The organism is Glutamicibacter sp. MOO4, assembly GCF_056934395.1.
Genome location: NZ_CM167800.1, coordinates 3,489,138 through 3,507,068, shown reverse-complemented (window position 1 = coordinate 3,507,068; position 17,931 = coordinate 3,489,138). Strand labels below are relative to the sequence as shown.

Annotated in this window: 9 protein-coding genes, 3 tRNA genes and 3 rRNA genes; 1 reads left to right on the top strand and 14 read right to left on the bottom strand. The window is 54.5% G+C overall.

The features are described from left to right. Positions 1-1,897: 1,897 nt before the first annotated feature. The 12 genes from AC1Z3F_RS16435 to AC1Z3F_RS16380 all read right to left on the bottom strand — a co-directional run bounded on the left by AC1Z3F_RS16435 (position 1,898) and on the right by AC1Z3F_RS16380 (position 14,919). Positions 1,898-1,970 (bottom strand) — tRNA-Glu (locus tag AC1Z3F_RS16435). 48 nt (positions 1,971-2,018) lie between these two features. After that, positions 2,019-2,090 (bottom strand) — tRNA-Gln (locus AC1Z3F_RS16430). Between the two features lie 253 nt (positions 2,091-2,343). After that, a tRNA-Pro gene (locus AC1Z3F_RS16425) sits at positions 2,344-2,417 on the bottom strand. 106 nt (positions 2,418-2,523) lie between these two features. Next, positions 2,524-3,912 carry an FAD-binding oxidoreductase gene (locus AC1Z3F_RS16420; protein ID WP_483566231.1) on the bottom strand — a complete coding sequence of 463 codons (1,389 nt, stop codon included), beginning with the start codon at positions 3,910-3,912 and terminating at the stop codon, positions 2,524-2,526. A 466-nt stretch (positions 3,913-4,378) separates the two neighbouring features. Beyond that, a 5S ribosomal RNA gene (rrf, locus tag AC1Z3F_RS16415) occupies positions 4,379-4,495 on the bottom strand. 165 nt (positions 4,496-4,660) lie between these two features. Further along, positions 4,661-7,796: ribosomal RNA gene (locus AC1Z3F_RS16410) — 23S ribosomal RNA — on the bottom strand. Positions 7,797-8,125: 329 nt separating this feature from the next. Beyond that, complete coding sequence (locus tag AC1Z3F_RS16405) at positions 8,126-8,452, bottom strand: hypothetical protein (protein ID WP_262198064.1); 327 nt, start codon at positions 8,450-8,452, stop codon at positions 8,126-8,128. Positions 8,453-8,472: 20 nt separating this feature from the next. Continuing rightward, a 16S ribosomal RNA gene (locus AC1Z3F_RS16400) occupies positions 8,473-9,998 on the bottom strand. The 16S, 23S and 5S rRNA genes sit together here, the layout of an rRNA operon. 561 nt (positions 9,999-10,559) lie before the next feature. Beyond that, a complete protein-coding gene (rlmB, locus tag AC1Z3F_RS16395; protein WP_131090389.1) occupies positions 10,560-11,507 on the bottom strand; it encodes a 23S rRNA (guanosine(2251)-2'-O)-methyltransferase RlmB in 948 nt (315 codons plus the stop codon). Between the two features lie 45 nt (positions 11,508-11,552). After that, positions 11,553-13,004: a cysteine--tRNA ligase gene (gene cysS / locus AC1Z3F_RS16390; RefSeq protein ID WP_262198437.1), complete on the bottom strand. Its 1,452-nt coding sequence runs from the start codon at positions 13,002-13,004 to the stop codon at positions 11,553-11,555. A 93-nt stretch (positions 13,005-13,097) separates the two neighbouring features. Next, the gene (gene ispD, locus AC1Z3F_RS16385; RefSeq protein WP_444612727.1) at positions 13,098-14,330 is read right to left on the bottom strand and encodes a 2-C-methyl-D-erythritol 4-phosphate cytidylyltransferase; all 1,233 of its coding nucleotides are present in this window, start codon (positions 14,328-14,330) and stop codon (positions 13,098-13,100) included. A gap of 103 nt (positions 14,331-14,433) precedes the next feature. Beyond that, complete coding sequence (locus tag AC1Z3F_RS16380) at positions 14,434-14,919, bottom strand: CarD family transcriptional regulator (protein WP_022877089.1); 486 nt, start codon at positions 14,917-14,919, stop codon at positions 14,434-14,436. A 354-nt stretch (positions 14,920-15,273) separates the two neighbouring features. On the opposite strand from AC1Z3F_RS16380, the gene AC1Z3F_RS16375 reads away from it, so the two are divergent. Continuing rightward, positions 15,274-15,813 (top strand): DNA modification methylase, encoded by a 540-nt coding sequence (locus tag AC1Z3F_RS16375; protein ID WP_131090392.1) that lies wholly within the window; start codon positions 15,274-15,276, stop codon positions 15,811-15,813. A gap of 90 nt (positions 15,814-15,903) precedes the next feature. Here AC1Z3F_RS16375 and AC1Z3F_RS16370 read toward each other — a convergent pair whose 3' ends face one another. Continuing rightward, on the bottom strand, positions 15,904-16,584 hold the full coding sequence (locus AC1Z3F_RS16370; RefSeq protein ID WP_131090393.1) for a response regulator transcription factor: 681 nt from the start codon (positions 16,582-16,584) through the stop codon (positions 15,904-15,906). Next, positions 16,581-17,795 (bottom strand): sensor histidine kinase, encoded by a 1,215-nt coding sequence (locus tag AC1Z3F_RS16365; RefSeq protein WP_396268099.1) that lies wholly within the window; start codon positions 17,793-17,795, stop codon positions 16,581-16,583. The genes AC1Z3F_RS16370 and AC1Z3F_RS16365 overlap by 4 nt, the downstream gene beginning before the upstream one ends. Positions 17,796-17,931 lie beyond the last annotated feature (136 nt).

Here is a 17,931-nt window from a genome sequence, read left to right as displayed (position 1 = left end):
CTTACCGGTTCTCCATAAATCCATAATTGGATTATGTTATCGTCCAGCGTTATATTTTTTCAGAAATTAGACGCTCAAAAATACTTGAGCTTTTTCTGAGTGATTGTCGCCCGAATCGGTACCAGCTTTGAAGCTAACCTCGTTGCGGCGACAGATAAAAACTATACACGGGAATCCGAGAGGTTACAAATCGGATGGCTTGTTTTTAAGGTGACTGTGGTTACATCCGTTCGTGCCCGTTTCTGACGCACCCGAACTTGCCCGCCCTTGATACTTCTTCGAAGCAAAATGTGCCTACATCAGCTTGTGCCACTGCACGCAAAGATCGTCATTATTAGCCGGCCTCTAGCAGTCGACGTAAAGCGAACACGGCTGAAGCTTCATTCGCTCATGGTCTCTCACTACAAACCAGGGGCATCCCTAAAAAGCAGAAGTTGATGTTAATTCGTTGCCGCAGAGCTCGTTTAGTGACATGCGCGGTTCTTTAGCGGACATCAGGATCAACTGGCTCCTGCTCCATCATCGACAGTTGGGCTACACACAGTGGTGCTCACCGGTGGCCAACTTGTCTCAGCAGCTGCTGGCATTACGGTCCGTACACATCAATTCAATTCCGAGCGAGTAGAACGTGCGTACCTGTCGGTTGGCCGACCGCTGGAATATCTGATCTAGCCATACTCATAAAACGCCGGCTTAGCGCGGCCCGATCCGATAGACCCGACGGCCCGAGCATGGCGCCACAAGTGCTTCTGGGTAAGAGGGTCTGCCCCAACGAAGTTGAAGCAGACTTAGAACAGCAGGACTCCATTGAAGTTAGATTCTCTACTGCAACAAACTGGCTGATTGGTTCCGCAAATCCTGTCAAGCCAATCTTGAGTCACTTACCGCTGCTTGAGAAACACATACTCTCTAGCGCAGCGACTTAGCGTAATCATAAAAAGAGTGCCACGTGCCTAAGGGTTCTTACACGACAACGAGTCAGAGACAGGATGTCTGTCTCGACAACTATGCGCCAGACTTTTCCTGTATGGATCCACTTCAGTGCTTACGGCTTACGGCTTACGGCTTACGGCTTACGGCTTACGGCTTACGGCTTACGGCTTACGGCTTACGGCTTACGGCTTACGGCTTACGGCTTACGGCTTACGGCTTACGGCTTACGGCGCAAGCTATCAACGGCAAGAGCCCTGGGGCAACGAATCTACAATTCTGATTCTTCAGCAACAGCCAGCGAGAACGAATCTGGGGAGGAGAACAAATCTGGGGAGCAAAGGTCGTCATTCTTCGCTTCACCCTATATCTGGCGCAATAGTTTCCACTCTGCTGCAAAGCTCTAGACGCAGGATATGTATCTTCGATTCTGAAACCCCTCAGAGTATTAGCTTTCCCGTAGCGAGGCCCTCCGCGTTTCAAAGATGAACGGAGGCTCCGCTTGGGGGCAGCCACTGCCATCGATACAAGCCATAAACGTTAGCGACGTTCTAGCCTTCCACAGGAAATTCAGCTTCTCCGGACAAACATCTCGCCGCTACTAGACTGCGGTGGAACTACCGGTCTGCTTTCACCTATATACGAGCGCCAAACACATCAGTGTCCGACATCGTTGCCTTCATGCGGCGCTGCATTGCCGGGGCACCATACGGTGGGGATCAATTTCCCAAAGGGCTGATTAAGTGCCAAAAAGGTGTACAGAAAGCACCTAAAACATATAACCACTAGGAATAACACGACGAACACATGTTCTACGGCTTACACCGGCAGCGTAGCTCCATTGATTTACCGGGCCAGACGCCCAATCTGGCCCTTGGGTCGGGCTATAGGCCCCGTTACCGATGCCTCAACCGTCAGTGCTTAAACAAAAATATCGCAGAGCATCTGCTCTGCGATATTTGATATGTGACCCCAACGGGATTCGAACCCGTGTTGCCGCCGTGAGAGGGCGGAGTACTAGGCCGCTATACGATGGGGCCGTATGCTGAAGACGCATCTTCAACTCACCAAATTGCTTTGGTGAAGCGCTGGGATACCAGGACTCGAACCTAGAACGACAGAACCAGAAACTGCTGTGTTGCCAATTACACCATATCCCAATGTGCTTTAGTCTTCGTTGGTTGATCAGGAAGACCTGCCAACAACGAATGCCTTAGCACGAGATATAACTATACCTAAAAACTTCCACGAACGCACATTCTGAGGGGGCCAACCTCGAGTGATCTGCAGCTCGTTGGCTTGTCACTTACCCTGCGCCACCGTTTCATCCGCGGCTCACTCGCTCGACGATCCACCGTTCTAGAGCAGTGGGACCCAGTTCAACTGAACTGGGTCCCACAATCTTGCCTTTAGTCGGGATAACAGGATTTGAACCTGCGACCTCGTCGTCCCGAACGACGCGCGCTACCAAACTGCGCCATATCCCGTGATCAAGATCGTTTTTACTCTACACCTCGAGCATCCTGGACACATAATCAATTCAGCGGTTCAAACTAGGTGTATATACTCCTAATTCTCGATCGAGGACTGCGACTAAATCCCCTTGCCTGGATTGAGAATATTCAATGGATCCAACAGCGCCTTGATCGATCGTTGTAGCTGGATAACCTCAGCAGACTGTTCCCACGGAAGCCAGTCTTTCTTGATCAAGCCGATGCCATGCTCACCGGTAATGGTGCCGCCAAGTTCGAGAGCAATTCGAACGGAGCTCTCAACTGCACGTTCAAGACGTTCCAACGGATTTTCCCCCTCGTCGGGGTCTACGGAAAAAGTAGGGTGCAGATTGCCATCACCAACATGAGAAATCATGCGCATATCTACATGTTCGGCCTGTGCAACGGCTTGTAATCTGTGCACGTACTCGACCATCTTGCTCTTTGGAATGGCGACATCCTCGCCGGTACGGTAGGCATCATCCTTAGTATCGCCTCGACTAGTTCGACGCATCTCAATTAGCTTGGTAGCTACCTCCGCACCCGAAAGGCTCAACTCGACGTTGTTTCCGTGGAACACCTTACGGATCGCATCCTCCTCGCGGATAGCACCGTAGCCATCTAGCCGGGCGAGCACCATCGCCCCGCCGGCCTTCGCATAGTCAGTTGAATACTGCTTATCTAGTACTCGAAGAGTCGAATTGTCTACCAGTTCAAGAATCGCCGGCTGAATCCGTGCGCGTGCAATGAGTTGGACACCATGAACCGCCTCCTCGAGAGTTGGAAAGAGCAGCGAGATGTCGCGTTCATCCACGGGAAGATAGCGCAATCTGAGAACTGCCCGCACTACAACTCCAAGGGTTCCTTCGGAACCAGTGAATAGAGCCGTTAGATCATATCCGGCTACACCTTTGAAAGTATTCTTGCCTACCCGAATCAGGCGTCCGTCTGAGAGCACGATATCTAAGGAAAGAACCGAGTCTCGGGTTACCCCATACTTAGCGCACCGCAAACCGCCAGCATTCGTTGCAATGTTGCCACCTAAGGTCGACATCTTGTAACTCGCTGGATCTGGAGCATACATCAGTCCGAACTGCTCAACAGCAGAATTCAGTTCATGGTTGATAACACCAGGTTCAACGATGGCCACTTCATCGTCGGGACGGACTTCGATAATCTTGTTCATCCGAGCCAGGTTCAGAATTATGGCATCCCCACGAACATGAACGCCTCCCGAGACACCAGTACCAGCACCACGGCTGATGACTGGAACGCGCAACTCTGTCGCTACACGCATCACATCCTGAACGTGTGAAACTTCCGTAGGGAAAACAACGACTAGTGGCAATGTTGGTTGTACTGCTAGCTGTCCGAAGTCTCTTGAATTCTCAAGCAGCGCTGCATCGTCCAGAACTACCAAGCCTGGAGGCAACGCTGTTTGTAGCATCTCGATCAATTTCGTTTGAACATCAGACATCATTGTCTCCATAGCAGTGGGGGGTTTCTAACCTACCCAGAGGCTACGGCCAAAGACAATTGCTCGTTAAGTTCGTGACTGGACGTGTCAGCATTAGCCGTTGTCGAAAGTCCAGGACATCAATCCATTGAGACATACATTCTGGTTACGTACGCGATGAAAGCAAATCGCTGCGCACTCATGGAACCGAGTGGAAAATCTGTCGTCTGCTTCCTGGCACCGGTCAACTAGCCGCCATTTGCAATAGACCTGTGGTTCCTTGAACCTGCCGGCCCCTCAGCCTCGTCGGCTGCTGTAGCCGGAAGCCGTCACCAGTTCTTTAAACAGGAAAAAAGGGGGTCGAGCTTCAGCTCAACCCCCTACCAACCAGCAATCAGCGGCCGACAATCAGCAACCAACCCACCGTTGGTGGTTAAACAGGTGAGGCCCCAACCAAAAGGTTAGGGCCTCAAACCAACATTCATCTTTATTAAGTTAAGTCCGGCGGTGACCTACTCTCCCACACCCTCACGAGTGCAGTACCATCGGCGCAGTGGGCCTTAGCTTCCGGGTTCGGTATGGGACCGGGCGTTTCCCCCACGCTATGACCGCCGTAACAATCACGAAGCACACAAACCAATTTTCTGGTGTTGTATGAAACGATGCGACAAAAACTACTTGTCAAGTCTCATGTTTAGTTTCGGTTGTCGAGTTGTTGTCTCGTAACCGCATAGTGAACGCGAACAGCAATGATCTTATTAGTCATTATTGTATATATTGTGTGTTGAAAGTCATCGGCCTATTAGTACAGGTCAGCTACACAAGTCTTTAGTCCTTGCTTCCACATCCTGCCTATCAACCCAGTGGTCTAGCTGGGGGCCTCACACACTCAAGGTGCATGGAAATCTCATCTCGAAGCAGGCTTCCCGCTTAGATGCTTTCAGCGGTTATCCCTTCCCAACGTAGCTAATCAGCGATGCACTTGGCAGTACAACTGACACACCAGAGGTTAGTCCGTCCCGGTCCTCTCGTACTAAGGACAGCCCTTCTCAAATTTCCAACGCGCGCAGCGGATAGGGACCGAACTGTCTCACGACGTTCTAAACCCAGCTCGCGTACCGCTTTAATGGGCGAACAGCCCAACCCTTGGGACCTACTCCAGCCCCAGGATGCGACGAGCCGACATCGAGGTGCCAAACCATGCCGTCGATATGGACTCTTGGGCAAGATCAGCCTGTTATCCCCGAGGTACCTTTTATCCGTTGAGCGACGGCCCTTCCACGAGGTGCCGCCGGATCACTAGTCCCGACTTTCGTCCCTGCTCGAGCTGTCACTCTCACAGTCAAGCTCCCTTGTGCACTTACACTCGACACCTGATTGCCAACCAGGCTGAGGGAACCTTTGGGCGCCTCCGTTACATTTTAGGAGGCAACCGCCCCAGTTAAACTACCCATCAGGCACTGTCCCTGAACCAGATCATGGTCCGAAGTTAGGTGACCGGTACAGCCAGAGTGGTATTTCAACGATGACTCCACCTGAACTAGCGTCCAAGCTTCACAGTCTCCCACCTATCCTACACAAGCTGCACCGAACACCAATACCAAACTATAGTAAAGGTCTCGGGGTCTTTCCGTCCTGCTGCGCGTAACGAGCATCTTTACTCGTACTGCAATTTCGCCGAGTTCATGGTTGAGACAGCGGGGAAGTCGTTACTCCATTCGTGCAGGTCGGAACTTACCCGACAAGGAATTTCGCTACCTTAGGATGGTTATAGTTACCACCGCCGTTTACTGGGGCTTAAATTCTCAGCTTCGCAACAAGTTGCTAACCGGTCCTCTTAACCTTCCAGCACCGGGCAGGAGTCAGTCCGTATACATCGTCTTGCGACTTCGCACGGACCTGTGTTTTTAGTAAACAGTCGCTTCCCCCTGGTCTCTGCGGCCCACACCCGCTCACAACTGCAAGAGCTGATCACGGGGCAGGCCCCCCTTCTTCCGAAGTTACGGGGGCATTTTGCCGAGTTCCTTAACCATGATTCTCTCGATCGCCTTAGTATTCTCTACCTGATCACCTGTGTCGGTTTGGGGTACGGGCGGCTGGGACCTCGCGCCGATGCTTTTCTAGGCAGCATAGGATCACCGAATCACCCACCAAAGTGGGCGCCTATCAGGTCTCAGACATCATGAACCGCGGATTTACCTACGACTCGTCCTACACCCTTGGACCAGGTCAATTCCATTGCCTGGCTCGGCTACCTTCCTGCGTCACACCTGTTAATACGCTGACCTCACTGCATCGGTTCCCACCACATCAACCAACAAAAACACCCGAAGGCATCAACAATTGGAATCCATCATGGTTAGCATCAACAGCTCAGTATGGGCGGTCCTTCGCCGGTACGGGAATATCAACCCGTTATCCATCGACTACGCCTGTCGGCCTCGCCTTAGGCCCCGACTAACCCAGGGCAGATTAGCTTAACCCTGGAACCCTTGATCATTCGGCGGACGGGTTTCTCACCCGTCATTCGCTACTCATGCCTGCATTCTCACTCGTATAGCGTCCACCGCTGGTTTACACCGCGACTTCACCCGCTATACGACGCTCCCCTACCCATCCAAACGCCCAATCCGAAGACCAAGCAAATATTTGAATGACGCAACTTCGGCGGTGTGCTTGAGCCCCGCTACATTATCGGCGCGGAATCACTTGACCAGTGAGCTATTACGCACTCTTTCAAGGGTGGCTGCTTCTAAGCCAACCTCCTGGTTGTCAAAGCAACTCCACATCCTTTCCCACTTAGCACACGCTTAGGGGCCTTAGTTGGCGTTCTGGGCTGTTTCCCTCTCGACTATGAAGCTTATCCCCCACAGTCTCACTGCTACGCTCTCACTTACCGGCATTCGGAGTTTGGCTAACGTCAGTAACCTTGTAGGGCCCATTAGCTATCCAGTAGCTCTACCTCCGGTAAGAAACACGTAACGCTGCACCTAAATGCATTTCGGGGAGAACCAGCTATCACGAAGTTTGATTGGCCTTTCACCCCTACCCACAGCTCATCCCCTCCATTTTCAACTGAAGTGGGTTCGGTCCTCCACACGCTCTTACACGCGCTTCAACCTGGCCATGGGTAGATCACTTCGCTTCGGGTCTAGATCACGCCACTCAAACGCCCTATTCAGACTCGCTTTCGCTACGGCTTCCCCACACGGGTTAACCTCGCGACGTAACACTAACTCGCAGGCTCATTCTTCAAAAGGCACGCCATCACCCAGGAACAAGTCCCAGGCTCTAACGGATTGTAAGCGCACGGTTTCAGGTACTATTTCACTCCCCTCCCGGGGTACTTTTCACCATTCCCTCACGGTACTGATTCACTATCGGTCATCAAGTAGTATTCAGGCTTACCAGGTGGTCCTGGCAGATTCACACAAGGTTTCACGGGCCCCGTGCTACTCGGGTATCAACACTAGAACGGCAGACACGCATTACACCTACGGGACTATCACCCTCTATGGTCCGGCATTCCAACCGATTCACCTATACGCCTGCACCTCATCCCACCAGCAAGATAGCGCTGGTACATGTCAACCCCACAACCCCGATGATGCAACGCCTATCCGCTATCACACACCAACCGGTTTAGCCCCATCCGCGTTCGCTCGCCACTACTAACGGAATCACTATTGTTTTCTCTTCCTGCGGGTACTGAGATGTTTCACTTCCCCGCGTTCCCTCCACACAGCCTATACATTCAGCTGCAGGTCACACCACATAACATGGTGCGGGGTTCCCCCATTCGGAAATCCTGGTCTCAACGTCCGGTTATCGACTCCACCAGGCTTATCGCAGATTCCCACGTCCTTCATCGGCTCTTGATGCCAAGGCATCCACCGTGCGCCCTTAAAAACTTCAACACAAAACAAAGTTCTCAGAATTGAGCAATAAAACAATCTAACAAAATCACACAGACAAGACTCAAACACCCCACAACCCAAGGAAAAAGGGTCATAAGACTCATCTCATCTGCAAGATGCTCGCGTTCACTATACAGTTCCCAAACAACAACCCCACACCCCCACAAACACACCCACCAACAACAACCCAAAAGGACCATTGCTCGTACCGAGCATGCCTGCAGCAAACACAGGACAAACACCGAAACACCAAGAACCCCGCCACCCAAGAAGACAATCAACCAACCATCACAACACCAACCCCAAAAGGCCAGCACCGCAACACTTGATCAAATCATCCACCAGGGACGGAGGCTTGTTGCCTCAAAACCCAACAGCATGCCAAACCATACAAACCACACACCATCAACACCCACATTCCAACACCACCACCACACACCAACAAACCCACCCAAAAGGACGGATTCATTCATGTGAAGTAACAATGCGTACTCGCAAGCACCAACACCATACAGCCACAGCCAATACCCCGACACACACCCCAACCACTCATAATGAGGACCAGCGTGCACACGTTTTCCAGTATTGAGTTCATTGATATTCCACCCATGAGCAACCCACCCGTACAACACTCGTGCACAGACATGGGCAACCATAATAATGGTTAGCTCCTTAGAAAGGAGGTGATCCAGCCGCACCTTCCGGTACGGCTACCTTGTTACGACTTAGTCCCAATCGCCAGTCCCACCTTCGACGACTCCCCCCACACAAGGTGGTTAGGCCATCGGCTTCGGGTGTTACCAACTTTCGTGACTTGACGGGCGGTGTGTACAAGGCCCGGGAACGTATTCACCGCAGCGTTGCTGATCTGCGATTACTAGCGACTCCGACTTCATGGGGTCGAGTTGCAGACCCCAATCCGAACTGAGACCGGCTTTTAGGGATTAGCTCCACCTCACAGTATCGCAACCCATTGTACCGGCCATTGTAGCATGCGTGAAGCCCAAGACATAAGGGGCATGATGATTTGACGTCATCCCCACCTTCCTCCGAGTTGACCCCGGCAGTCTCCCATGAGTCCCCACCACTACGTGCTGGCAACATGGAACGAGGGTTGCGCTCGTTGCGGGACTTAACCCAACATCTCACGACACGAGCTGACGACAACCATGCACCACCTGTGAACCAGCCCCGAAGGGAAACCCCATCTCTGAGGCGGTCTGGCACATGTCAAGCCTTGGTAAGGTTCTTCGCGTTGCATCGAATTAATCCGCATGCTCCGCCGCTTGTGCGGGCCCCCGTCAATTCCTTTGAGTTTTAGCCTTGCGGCCGTACTCCCCAGGCGGGGCACTTAATGCGTTAGCTACGGCGCGGAAAACGTGGAATGTCCCCCACACCTAGTGCCCAACGTTTACGGCATGGACTACCAGGGTATCTAATCCTGTTCGCTCCCCATGCTTTCGCTCCTCAGCGTCAGTAAATGCCCAGAGACCTGCCTTCGCCATCGGTGTTCCTCCTGATATCTGCGCATTTCACCGCTACACCAGGAATTCCAGTCTCCCCTACATCACTCTAGTCTGCCCGTACCCACCGCAGATCCGAGGTTGAGCCTCGGACTTTCACGGCAGACGCGACAAACCGCCTACGAGCTCTTTACGCCCAATAAATCCGGATAACGCTTGCGCCCTACGTATTACCGCGGCTGCTGGCACGTAGTTAGCCGGCGCTTCTTCTGCAGGTACCGTCACTTTCGCTTCTTCCCTACTGAAAGAGGTTTACAACCCGAAGGCCGTCATCCCTCACGCGGCGTCGCTGCATCAGGCTTTCGCCCATTGTGCAATATTCCCCACTGCTGCCTCCCGTAGGAGTCTGGGCCGTGTCTCAGTCCCAGTGTGGCCGGTCACCCTCTCAGGCCGGCTACCCGTCGTCGCCTTGGTGAGCCATTACCTCACCAACAAGCTGATAGGCCGCGAGTCCATCCCCCACCGATAAATCTTTCAACAACCCACCATGCGGTAAGAAGTCATATCCGGTATTAGACCCAGTTTCCCGGGCTTATCCCAAAGTCGGGGGCAGGTTACTCACGTGTTACTCACCCGTTCGCCACTAATCACCCGTGCAAGCACGGGGTCATCGTTCGACTTGCATGTGTTAAGCACGCCGCCAGCGTTCATCCTGAGCCAGGATCAAACTCTCCATAAAAAAATAAAAAGCCATCAGCAACCCCTCGGAAAATAAGGGCGAAACCAATGAAGTCCTGGCGAATAAAAAACACTCAAGAACATCACACGGGGGTGCAATGCCTCAAGCAAATGTTATGTATTCACCAAATAAAATAAATATTCGGTATCAACAAACTTGGCACACTATTGAGTTCTCAAACAACAAACACTCTCGACACCACAACCACCACTTCTCAGTGACTGCTTCGCTCCGGAGCAACTTTTCAAGCTTACCACCGCGTCAACCAAAGTCAACTCGATGTTTCCAGCTTGTTTACCCCACTGTTTCTTTCAGACCTTTTCGGCCCGTCCGGATCAGCGGCGCGAGATAAGACTCTACACGGATTCCCGCCCGGCGCAAAATCGGCCAGTACAACCCATTTAGGACCCAAAAACGCCGACATTTCGCGCTTTTAGAGCTCTCCGAGGTGAACTCTGCTCAAAAACAACTGAAATTTGTTGTTATGAAGCGGGTCACCCTACACAAAATGGGTTGTCACTTGTCCTGGACAAGTGACAACCCATTGAGGATCGTGGCAGGCTACTTCGCTTGTGCCTTGCGCAAGCGAGAGACCTCGTAAAGCGAGATGCCTACGGCCATCGAAGCGTTCAACGACTCCATGGCCGAATCGATCGGGATGGAAACGATTGCGTCGCAGTTCTCGCGGACCAGTCGTGAAAGACCCTTCCCCTCAGAACCAACAACGATGCACAGTGGGCCGGTGGCTAACTCGAAGTTAGGCAGATCCATATCTCCGCCGGCGTCAAGGCCGATCACGAAGATACCAGCGGCCTTGATTTCCTTCAGTGCGCTGGTCAAATTAGTGCACTTAGCTACTGGTACGCGAACTGCAGCACCCGCACTGGTCTTCCAAGCGGAGGCAGTCATGCCAACACTTCGGCGTTCCGGAATGATGACACCGTCGGCGCCGAAGGCCGAAGCCGAACGAACGATCGCACCGAGGTTACGTGGGTCGGTGATGCCATCCAAGGCCAGCAACAGTGGCTGCGACGTGGTGTAGCCACGGTCGTAATCCTTGATGGTTTTGGTTGCCAACTGAACGGCGTCCTTGTACTCGTAGGCAGGGATCTGCAGGGCCATGCCCTGGTGGATCGCGCCGTCGGTCATGCGATCAAGCTCTGGCTTTGAAGCTTCCATCAAGGGAATGCCCTGAGCTGCAGCAAGCTTGAGCGATTCGCGCACGCGGTCATCAACCTCGATGCGGATCGCCACGTGCAGTGCCTTGACCGGGATGCCAGCGCGCAGTGCTTCAACAACAGAGTTTCGACCGGTGACAAATTCTGCGTTGACCTTGATGCGGTCGGTGCGCTTGGCCGTGGAGCGCTTAGCGGCCGAACGCTCAGCAAGCTGCTTGCTTCGGTACGCCTTGTGGTACGGACGGTCTTCGGCCTTGGGAGTTGGGCCGCGACCCTCTAGGGAACTGCGTCCCTTGCCGCCACTACCCTTGGTTGGGCCCTTTTTGCTCATGGTGTTTGTCCTTAAAGTTGAGTTTTGGTTCAGCCGTTGAAACGGCTAGTTGTCTAATGTCCAGCGGGCACCGTCTGCTGAGTCAGCAACGATGATGCCAGCGGAGGCCAATGCGTCACGGATAGCATCCGAGCGTGACCAGTCCTTGGCCGCGCGAGCCTGCGCACGTTCTGCCAGCTGCGACTGGATCAACTGATCCAATGCTTCGTGCTCCGCGCTTGCCTGCGAGTTTTTGGTGTTCCCTGCATCGTCTAAGCCCAGAACCTGGGTCATGGCCAACACCTGTCCGAGCGCTTGCTCGGTCGCTGCATTGTCGTGGGCTTCTAGGGATGCGTTGCCCTGACGAACCGCTTCGTGCAGTGCGGCTAATGCCATGGGAACGTTGAGGTCATCATCCATTGCGGCGCCAAAGGCCGTTGGCACTTGCGTAGCCTGAATCGAATCGGCGCCAGCGCCCAAACGATACTGTGCATTGGAGATGAAAGTATCGATCCGTTCCACCGCGGCCCGTGCTTCAGCCAGCGAATCCGGACGGTAGTCCAGCATGGAACGGTACTGTGCTTGCCCAAGGAAGTAGCGCACCACGCGGGCGTCGGCCAGGGCCAGCATTTCTTCGGGCGAGATGGTGTTGCCGATCGACTTGGACATCTTTTCACCCTCGTAGGTGACCATGCCGTTGTGCATCCAGAAGTTCGCAAAACCGTGACCGGCCGCGTTGGACTGCGCCATCTCGTTCTCATGGTGCGGGAATCGTAGGTCCAATCCCCCGCCGTGGATGTCGAATTCGGTGCCGAGGTACTTGCCGGCCATCGCCGAGCACTCTAGGTGCCAGCCGGGACGACCGCGTCCCCATGGGCTTGGCCAGGATGCGGTAGCTGGGTCGGACTCCTTATGGCCCTTCCACAGGGCAAAGTCGCGAGCATCTTTTTTGCCTCGTGGGTCAGCGTCGGTAGCCCCCTGCATGTCGTTGATGTTCTGGCGGGTCAGCGCACCGTAGGGGGCAAAGGAGCGCACATTAAAATAGACGTCCCCGGAGTCATCGGTTGCCGGGTAAGCATGTCCGCGCTCGATCAACGTGGCGATCAGCTCGTGCATTTCGGTGATGTGCCCGGTGGCGCGTGGCTCATAGGTCGGACGACGTACACCCAACGCTTGGTACGCGCGGGCAAATTCTTGTTCAAAGCGGTAGGCCAGAGCGAACCATTCTTCGCGCGGCTGGTAGTACTCATCGGCCTGGAAATCCTCGGCAAAAGACTTCGCCGATTTTTCCAAGATCTTGTCGTCGATGTCGGTCACGTTGCGCACCGTGGTTACTGCGAAGCCACGGTATTCAAGCCAGCGGACCAAAACATCAAAAACGATAGCGCTACGAACATGGCCCACGTGCGGCATTCCTTGCACGGTGGCGCCACAGTAGTACAGCTTGACTTCGCCGTCGTTTAACGGCTGGAAGTCACGTACAGATGCTGTTTTGGTGTCATAGAATCGCAGGCTCACGTCGTTAAGGTTATCCGATGGATGCAGCCTTTGTATTTCACTTGTGATGCGCTCGGTGATATGGCCCGTCAACCAAGCCGACCCAGCGCCGTCCTATCTGGGGTAGACCAGCGCGGTGGCGTAGGCGGTCAACCCGGTGCCTTCACCCTCGTAACCCAGGCCGTCGCTGGTGGTTGCAATGACGCTGACCGGGGCTCCTACCGCAGCGCTGAGCACTTGGCTTGCTTCCTCACGACGTGCTGCAAAGCGTGGTCGGCGCCCCACAAACTGCACGGCAATGTTGCCAATTTCAAACCCTGCTTCGCGCACCAAGCGGGCTGCTTCTGCAATCAGGCTCACACCACTGGCCCCAGCAAATTCCGGTCGATCCACCCCAAAGTGGGTTCCTAAGTCTCCGATTCCCGCTGCCGAGAACAGTGCATCGCAGGCTGCGTGGGCTACCGCGTCCCCATCTGAGTGACCGGAGAGCCCAATGTCATCTGGGAAGTGCAGGCCCGCCAACCACATGGGTCGGGACGGGTCATCGCTGACCGCGTGGACATCGATACCATTTCCGATACGTGGCAGATCCATGGCTTCCCTTGCAATGTGAAGTGCGGGCGTTGTTGGCGTAACCAGTTTGCTGACCACTTCTAGATCTTCTGGGTGCGTGACTTTCAGGGCCTGTTGTTCACCGGCCACCACCTGAACAGTTGTTCCGTAAGCGCGCACGATCGAAGCGTCGTCGGTGACTTTCTCCAGCTCGGCTTCGGTGTAGTGATCAAGTTGAGCATGAGCTGCGCGCAGTACCTCTGCGTCAAATCCCTGGGGCGTTTGCACCGCGCGCAAGGTGGAGCGTGCGGGAGTCTGCTCGATAAATTCGGGGCCATGACCGTCTTGTTGGGCAACAACAGAGATTGTGTCGGTCACTGCCAAGGCAGGGATCACGGCCTTTGTCTCGGGCGCTTCCAGCGCTTGAAGCACACGTTGATACAGTTCCACCGGCGCGAAGGCTCGGGCGGCATCGTGAACAAGAATGGTGGCTGCCTCATCGCTGACCAGTTGAAGGCCGCGGCGCACCGAGTCTGCTCGGCTTGCTCCCCCGGGCACGGTGCGAAGTTTGCTTCCATAACCCGCGAGTGCTGATTGCATGCGCTGATCATCTGGTGGGGTAACCACGATGATTTCGTTAATCTGCGCCACTTGCAGGATCCGGTCGATGGCATGTTCCGCCAAAGATTTGCCGGCTACTTGAACCAGTGCTTTTGGCATGCCGGCGCCTAGCCGTGTGCCCATGCCGGCTGCGACCAAGATCAAGCTCGAAGGATGCGATGGTGTTTGCTTCACACCGCTCAGCTTATCGCGTGGATCGGCGCTTCATTGGGGCTTTAACGGCAACAGCCGTGAAACGTTTAAATGTTTCACGGCAAGATGCGCGTAGGAGTTTTGTTTAAGCCGAAGCCAAAACCTCATCCAACAGGCCTTCGGCCTTGGTCTCATCCAGGTCCTTGGCCAGAGCCAATTCGCTGATCAATACCTGACGAGCCTTAGCCAGCATGCGCTTTTCGCCAGCGGACAGACCACGATCATTTTCTCGACGCCATAGGTCACGAACGACCTCGGCAACCTTGATGACATCACCGGAAGCTAGCTTCTCGACATTTGCCTTGTAGCGGCGCGACCAGTTGGTCGGCTCTTCGGTAAATTCAGCACGAAGGACATCGAACACATGGTCCAAGCCTTCCTGACCTACCACGTCACGTACGCCAACAAGATCAACGTTCTCTGCTGGAACTTCGATGGTCAAGTCACCCTGAGCCACCTTGAGCTTGAGATACATTTTCTCTTCGCCCTTGATCTTGCGCATTTTGATCTCTTCGATCATTGCCGCGCCGTGATGCGGGTAGACAACAGTCTCGCCAACCTCAAAAACCATGTGGATAAACCCCTTTCCCATTGACTAGTCTAACATGTTTGCTCTCGACGAACTTGCGTTTGTGCCCGATATAACCGCGAATTCACGGGGAATCACCTCTTCCATTCGCAAGAGAAACATGGTAGGAAGAGAGTACGGCGATCGAAGTTCCATACCTCTTATCCCAAACTTGGTTCTCTACTTCTTGTCGAAAAGCGTGTGTTGCACGTCGCTAAATCGCGTCTTTGTGTGAAAAACAGCTAGGCTTAGAGGTAATCGTGGTCTTTTTCGCGAGTTGCTCCTCACCCTAGGTGGAGTCGATTCGGTAGACCATGAACCGAAGCAACTCATTATTCTCACCGAGGAGTTAGTGTCGTGATCACCGCACGCATGACCGCTGGACGTCGCATTGCCGCGTCCCTCGCTGTGGCTGCCCTGGCATTCGGTGTCACCAGCTGTGGCGCCATCAACGAGCAGGCCACCAACACCGACTACGCTGCCAGCGATGGCATCAACGTCGACGTCGCCAAAGCACAGGTTCGTAACCTGATGTTCGTTACCAACAGCGATGGCAGCAAAGCCCGCCTGATCGGCACCGTGGTCAACGACAGCGATTCTGCTCTGACCCTGTCCGTCAAAGCCGCTAGCGCTACGCCAGTGACCATCTCGGTTCCAACCGACAAGTCCCTGAAGCTAGAAGATGACGCTAACCAGAAGGTCATTTCTGGCCTTGGTGTCAAAGCCGGCGAGCATGCCGAGACTACCTTCACTTCCAACGGAGACACCGTGGACTTCAGCGTCCCAGTCGTAGACGGCACCCTTGCCGAATACCGTGACTTCGTACCAGGCGGTTCCGATGCAAAGGTAACCGAACACCTGAAGGCAACCGAGAGCCACGCGACCTCGGAGCACTAAGCACCAACGATAAAGGGCCTCGGGAAAGAATCTATGGATTCTTTCCCGAGGCCCTTTCGCTTTAAGCGGTTACGCGCGGGGTGAGCAGTGCTAGACCACGAACTTGTAGCCCAAACCTCGCACCGTCACCAGATGCTCTGGCGTGGCAGGATCTGGCTCGATCTTTGAACGAAGACGCTTCACGTGGACATCCAACGTCTTGGTATCCCCCACGTAGTCGCTACCCCACACGCGGTCGATCAGCTGGCCACGGGTAAGCACGCGCCCGGCATTGCGCAGGAGCATTTCTAGCAATTCAAATTCCTTGAGCGGCATCGATACCTCGGTGTTATCCACCGAGACCATGTGCCGTTCCACATCCATGCGCACCGGTCCAGCGGTCACCACATTGCTGATCAGTTCTTCGGCCTCGCCCTGACGGCGAAGTACCGCACGGATGCGTGCGAGTAATTCTCGCGATGAGTATGGCTTGGTGACATAGTCATCGGCGCCGAGCTCCAGGCCAACCACCTTGTCGATTTCCGAATCCTTGGCGGTGAGCATGATGACCGGAACCTGAGAGTTCAGGCGAATCTGGCGAATCACCTCGGTGCCCGGTTGGCCCGGCAACATCAAATCCAGCAGCACCAGATCGGCGCCGTGGCGTTCAAATTCAGTGACGGCGACCAGTCCGTCATCAGCGATTCGTACTTCGAATCCTTCGCGTTCCAAGAGGAAAGACAGCGGGTCAGAGAGCGATTCCTCATCCTCTACGATCAATATGCGGGTCATCGTCGTCCTCCTTTGCGGTCTGAGGTTCGAGCCTCGACTGCTTGTTCCTTCATCATCTCATCGGCAAGAGCATTAGATCTGGCCGGTTCTTCATCCGCTAGGGGAAGTCTAAGGGTAAATGTGGAGCCATGGCCGGGCTGCGACCACAGCGATACTTCGCCGCCATGGTTGGCCAGCACGTGCTTGACGATGCTCAGCCCCAGGCCGGTACCGCCGGTTTGTCGTGAGCGGGCCGAGTCGACGCGGTAGAAGCGCTCGAAGACTCGCTCTTGTTCCTCGGCCGAAATGCCTGGGCCTTGGTCGGTGACCGAGATCTGCGCGTAGCCATCACGCTGGCGGATACCAACGCCCACTTTGGTGTTTTCTGGCGAGTAGCGAATCGCGTTGTCGATCAAGTTGCGCACCGCGGTCATCAGCAGGTCCGGGTCGCCAAGAATTGGTTCGCTCAGATGGCCGCCGACGGTAATGTCGATGCCCTTCTCTTCGGCCAATAGGTGGCTGCGGTCCACGGCCTCGGCCACCACACTGTCGATGTTCACTTCCTTGCCCTGCACAATTGCATCGCTGGCCTGAAGCCGGGAGAGCTCAATGATGTCCTGGACCAGCGCGGCAAGCCTGCGTGATTCCTTGTGCATCCGAGTGGAGAATCGAAGCACCGCGGTCGGATCATCTGCTGCTTCGGAGATTGCTTCGGAAAGCAGGGAAATAGCTCCGACCGGAGTTTTCAGTTCGTGGGATACGTTAGCCACAAAGTCATTTCGCATGGCTTCAGTGCGGGTGATTTCGGTGCGGTCATCGGCCAGCAGCAAAATATATTCATCGCCCAGTGGGGCCACTCGCACATGGACGATCAGCTGACCGGCGCCGAGCGTGGAGCGTTGTAATTCATATTGGCTTTCGGCAATCACGCCGTCTGCACGCACCTGGCGTACCAAGGCCAGAAGCTCATTGTGCACGAGGGTGTGCCCGCGCACCAGCCCATAGGCGTAGGAGGCAGGATTGGCCCGCACAACGCCATCTACGTCGTCCAAGATCACGAAGGCGCGACCAATGACGGACAAGACGGCAGCTGCACCTTCTGGGAGTGCAGGCTCGTCAACCTGCGGCAGCCTAGCGGTCCTGCGTTGGGAAATTCGAAAAGCGATCACGCCAACGATTCCTAGGGCAAGACCGAGGACACCGGCTATCAGAGTCGAGATCACATCGTTCACCCTTTTAGCCTAACTTCACCTATGGGTTCCTTCCCGCCTAAATGACGCAATTTTGGCCAAATCGGCGCGCTGTTCACCAAACGTTCACGTTTAGTGGCATATTCGTTAATCACCCGCTGACAGGGTGGAGTAAGAC

Coding starts and splice junctions, on each gene's coding strand:
- AC1Z3F_RS16405 (WP_262198064.1), bottom strand. CDS start 8,452: ATGGTTGCCCATGTCTGTGCACGAGTGTTGTACGGGTGGGTTGCTCAT.
- AC1Z3F_RS16380 (WP_022877089.1), bottom strand. CDS start 14,919: ATGGTTTTTGAGGTTGGCGAGACTGTTGTCTACCCGCATCACGGCGCG.
- rlmB (WP_131090389.1), bottom strand. CDS start 11,507: ATGAGCAAAAAGGGCCCAACCAAGGGTAGTGGCGGCAAGGGACGCAGT.
- AC1Z3F_RS16370 (WP_131090393.1), bottom strand. CDS start 16,584: ATGACCCGCATATTGATCGTAGAGGATGAGGAATCGCTCTCTGACCCG.
- AC1Z3F_RS16420 (WP_483566231.1), bottom strand. CDS start 3,912: ATGGAGACAATGATGTCTGATGTTCAAACGAAATTGATCGAGATGCTA.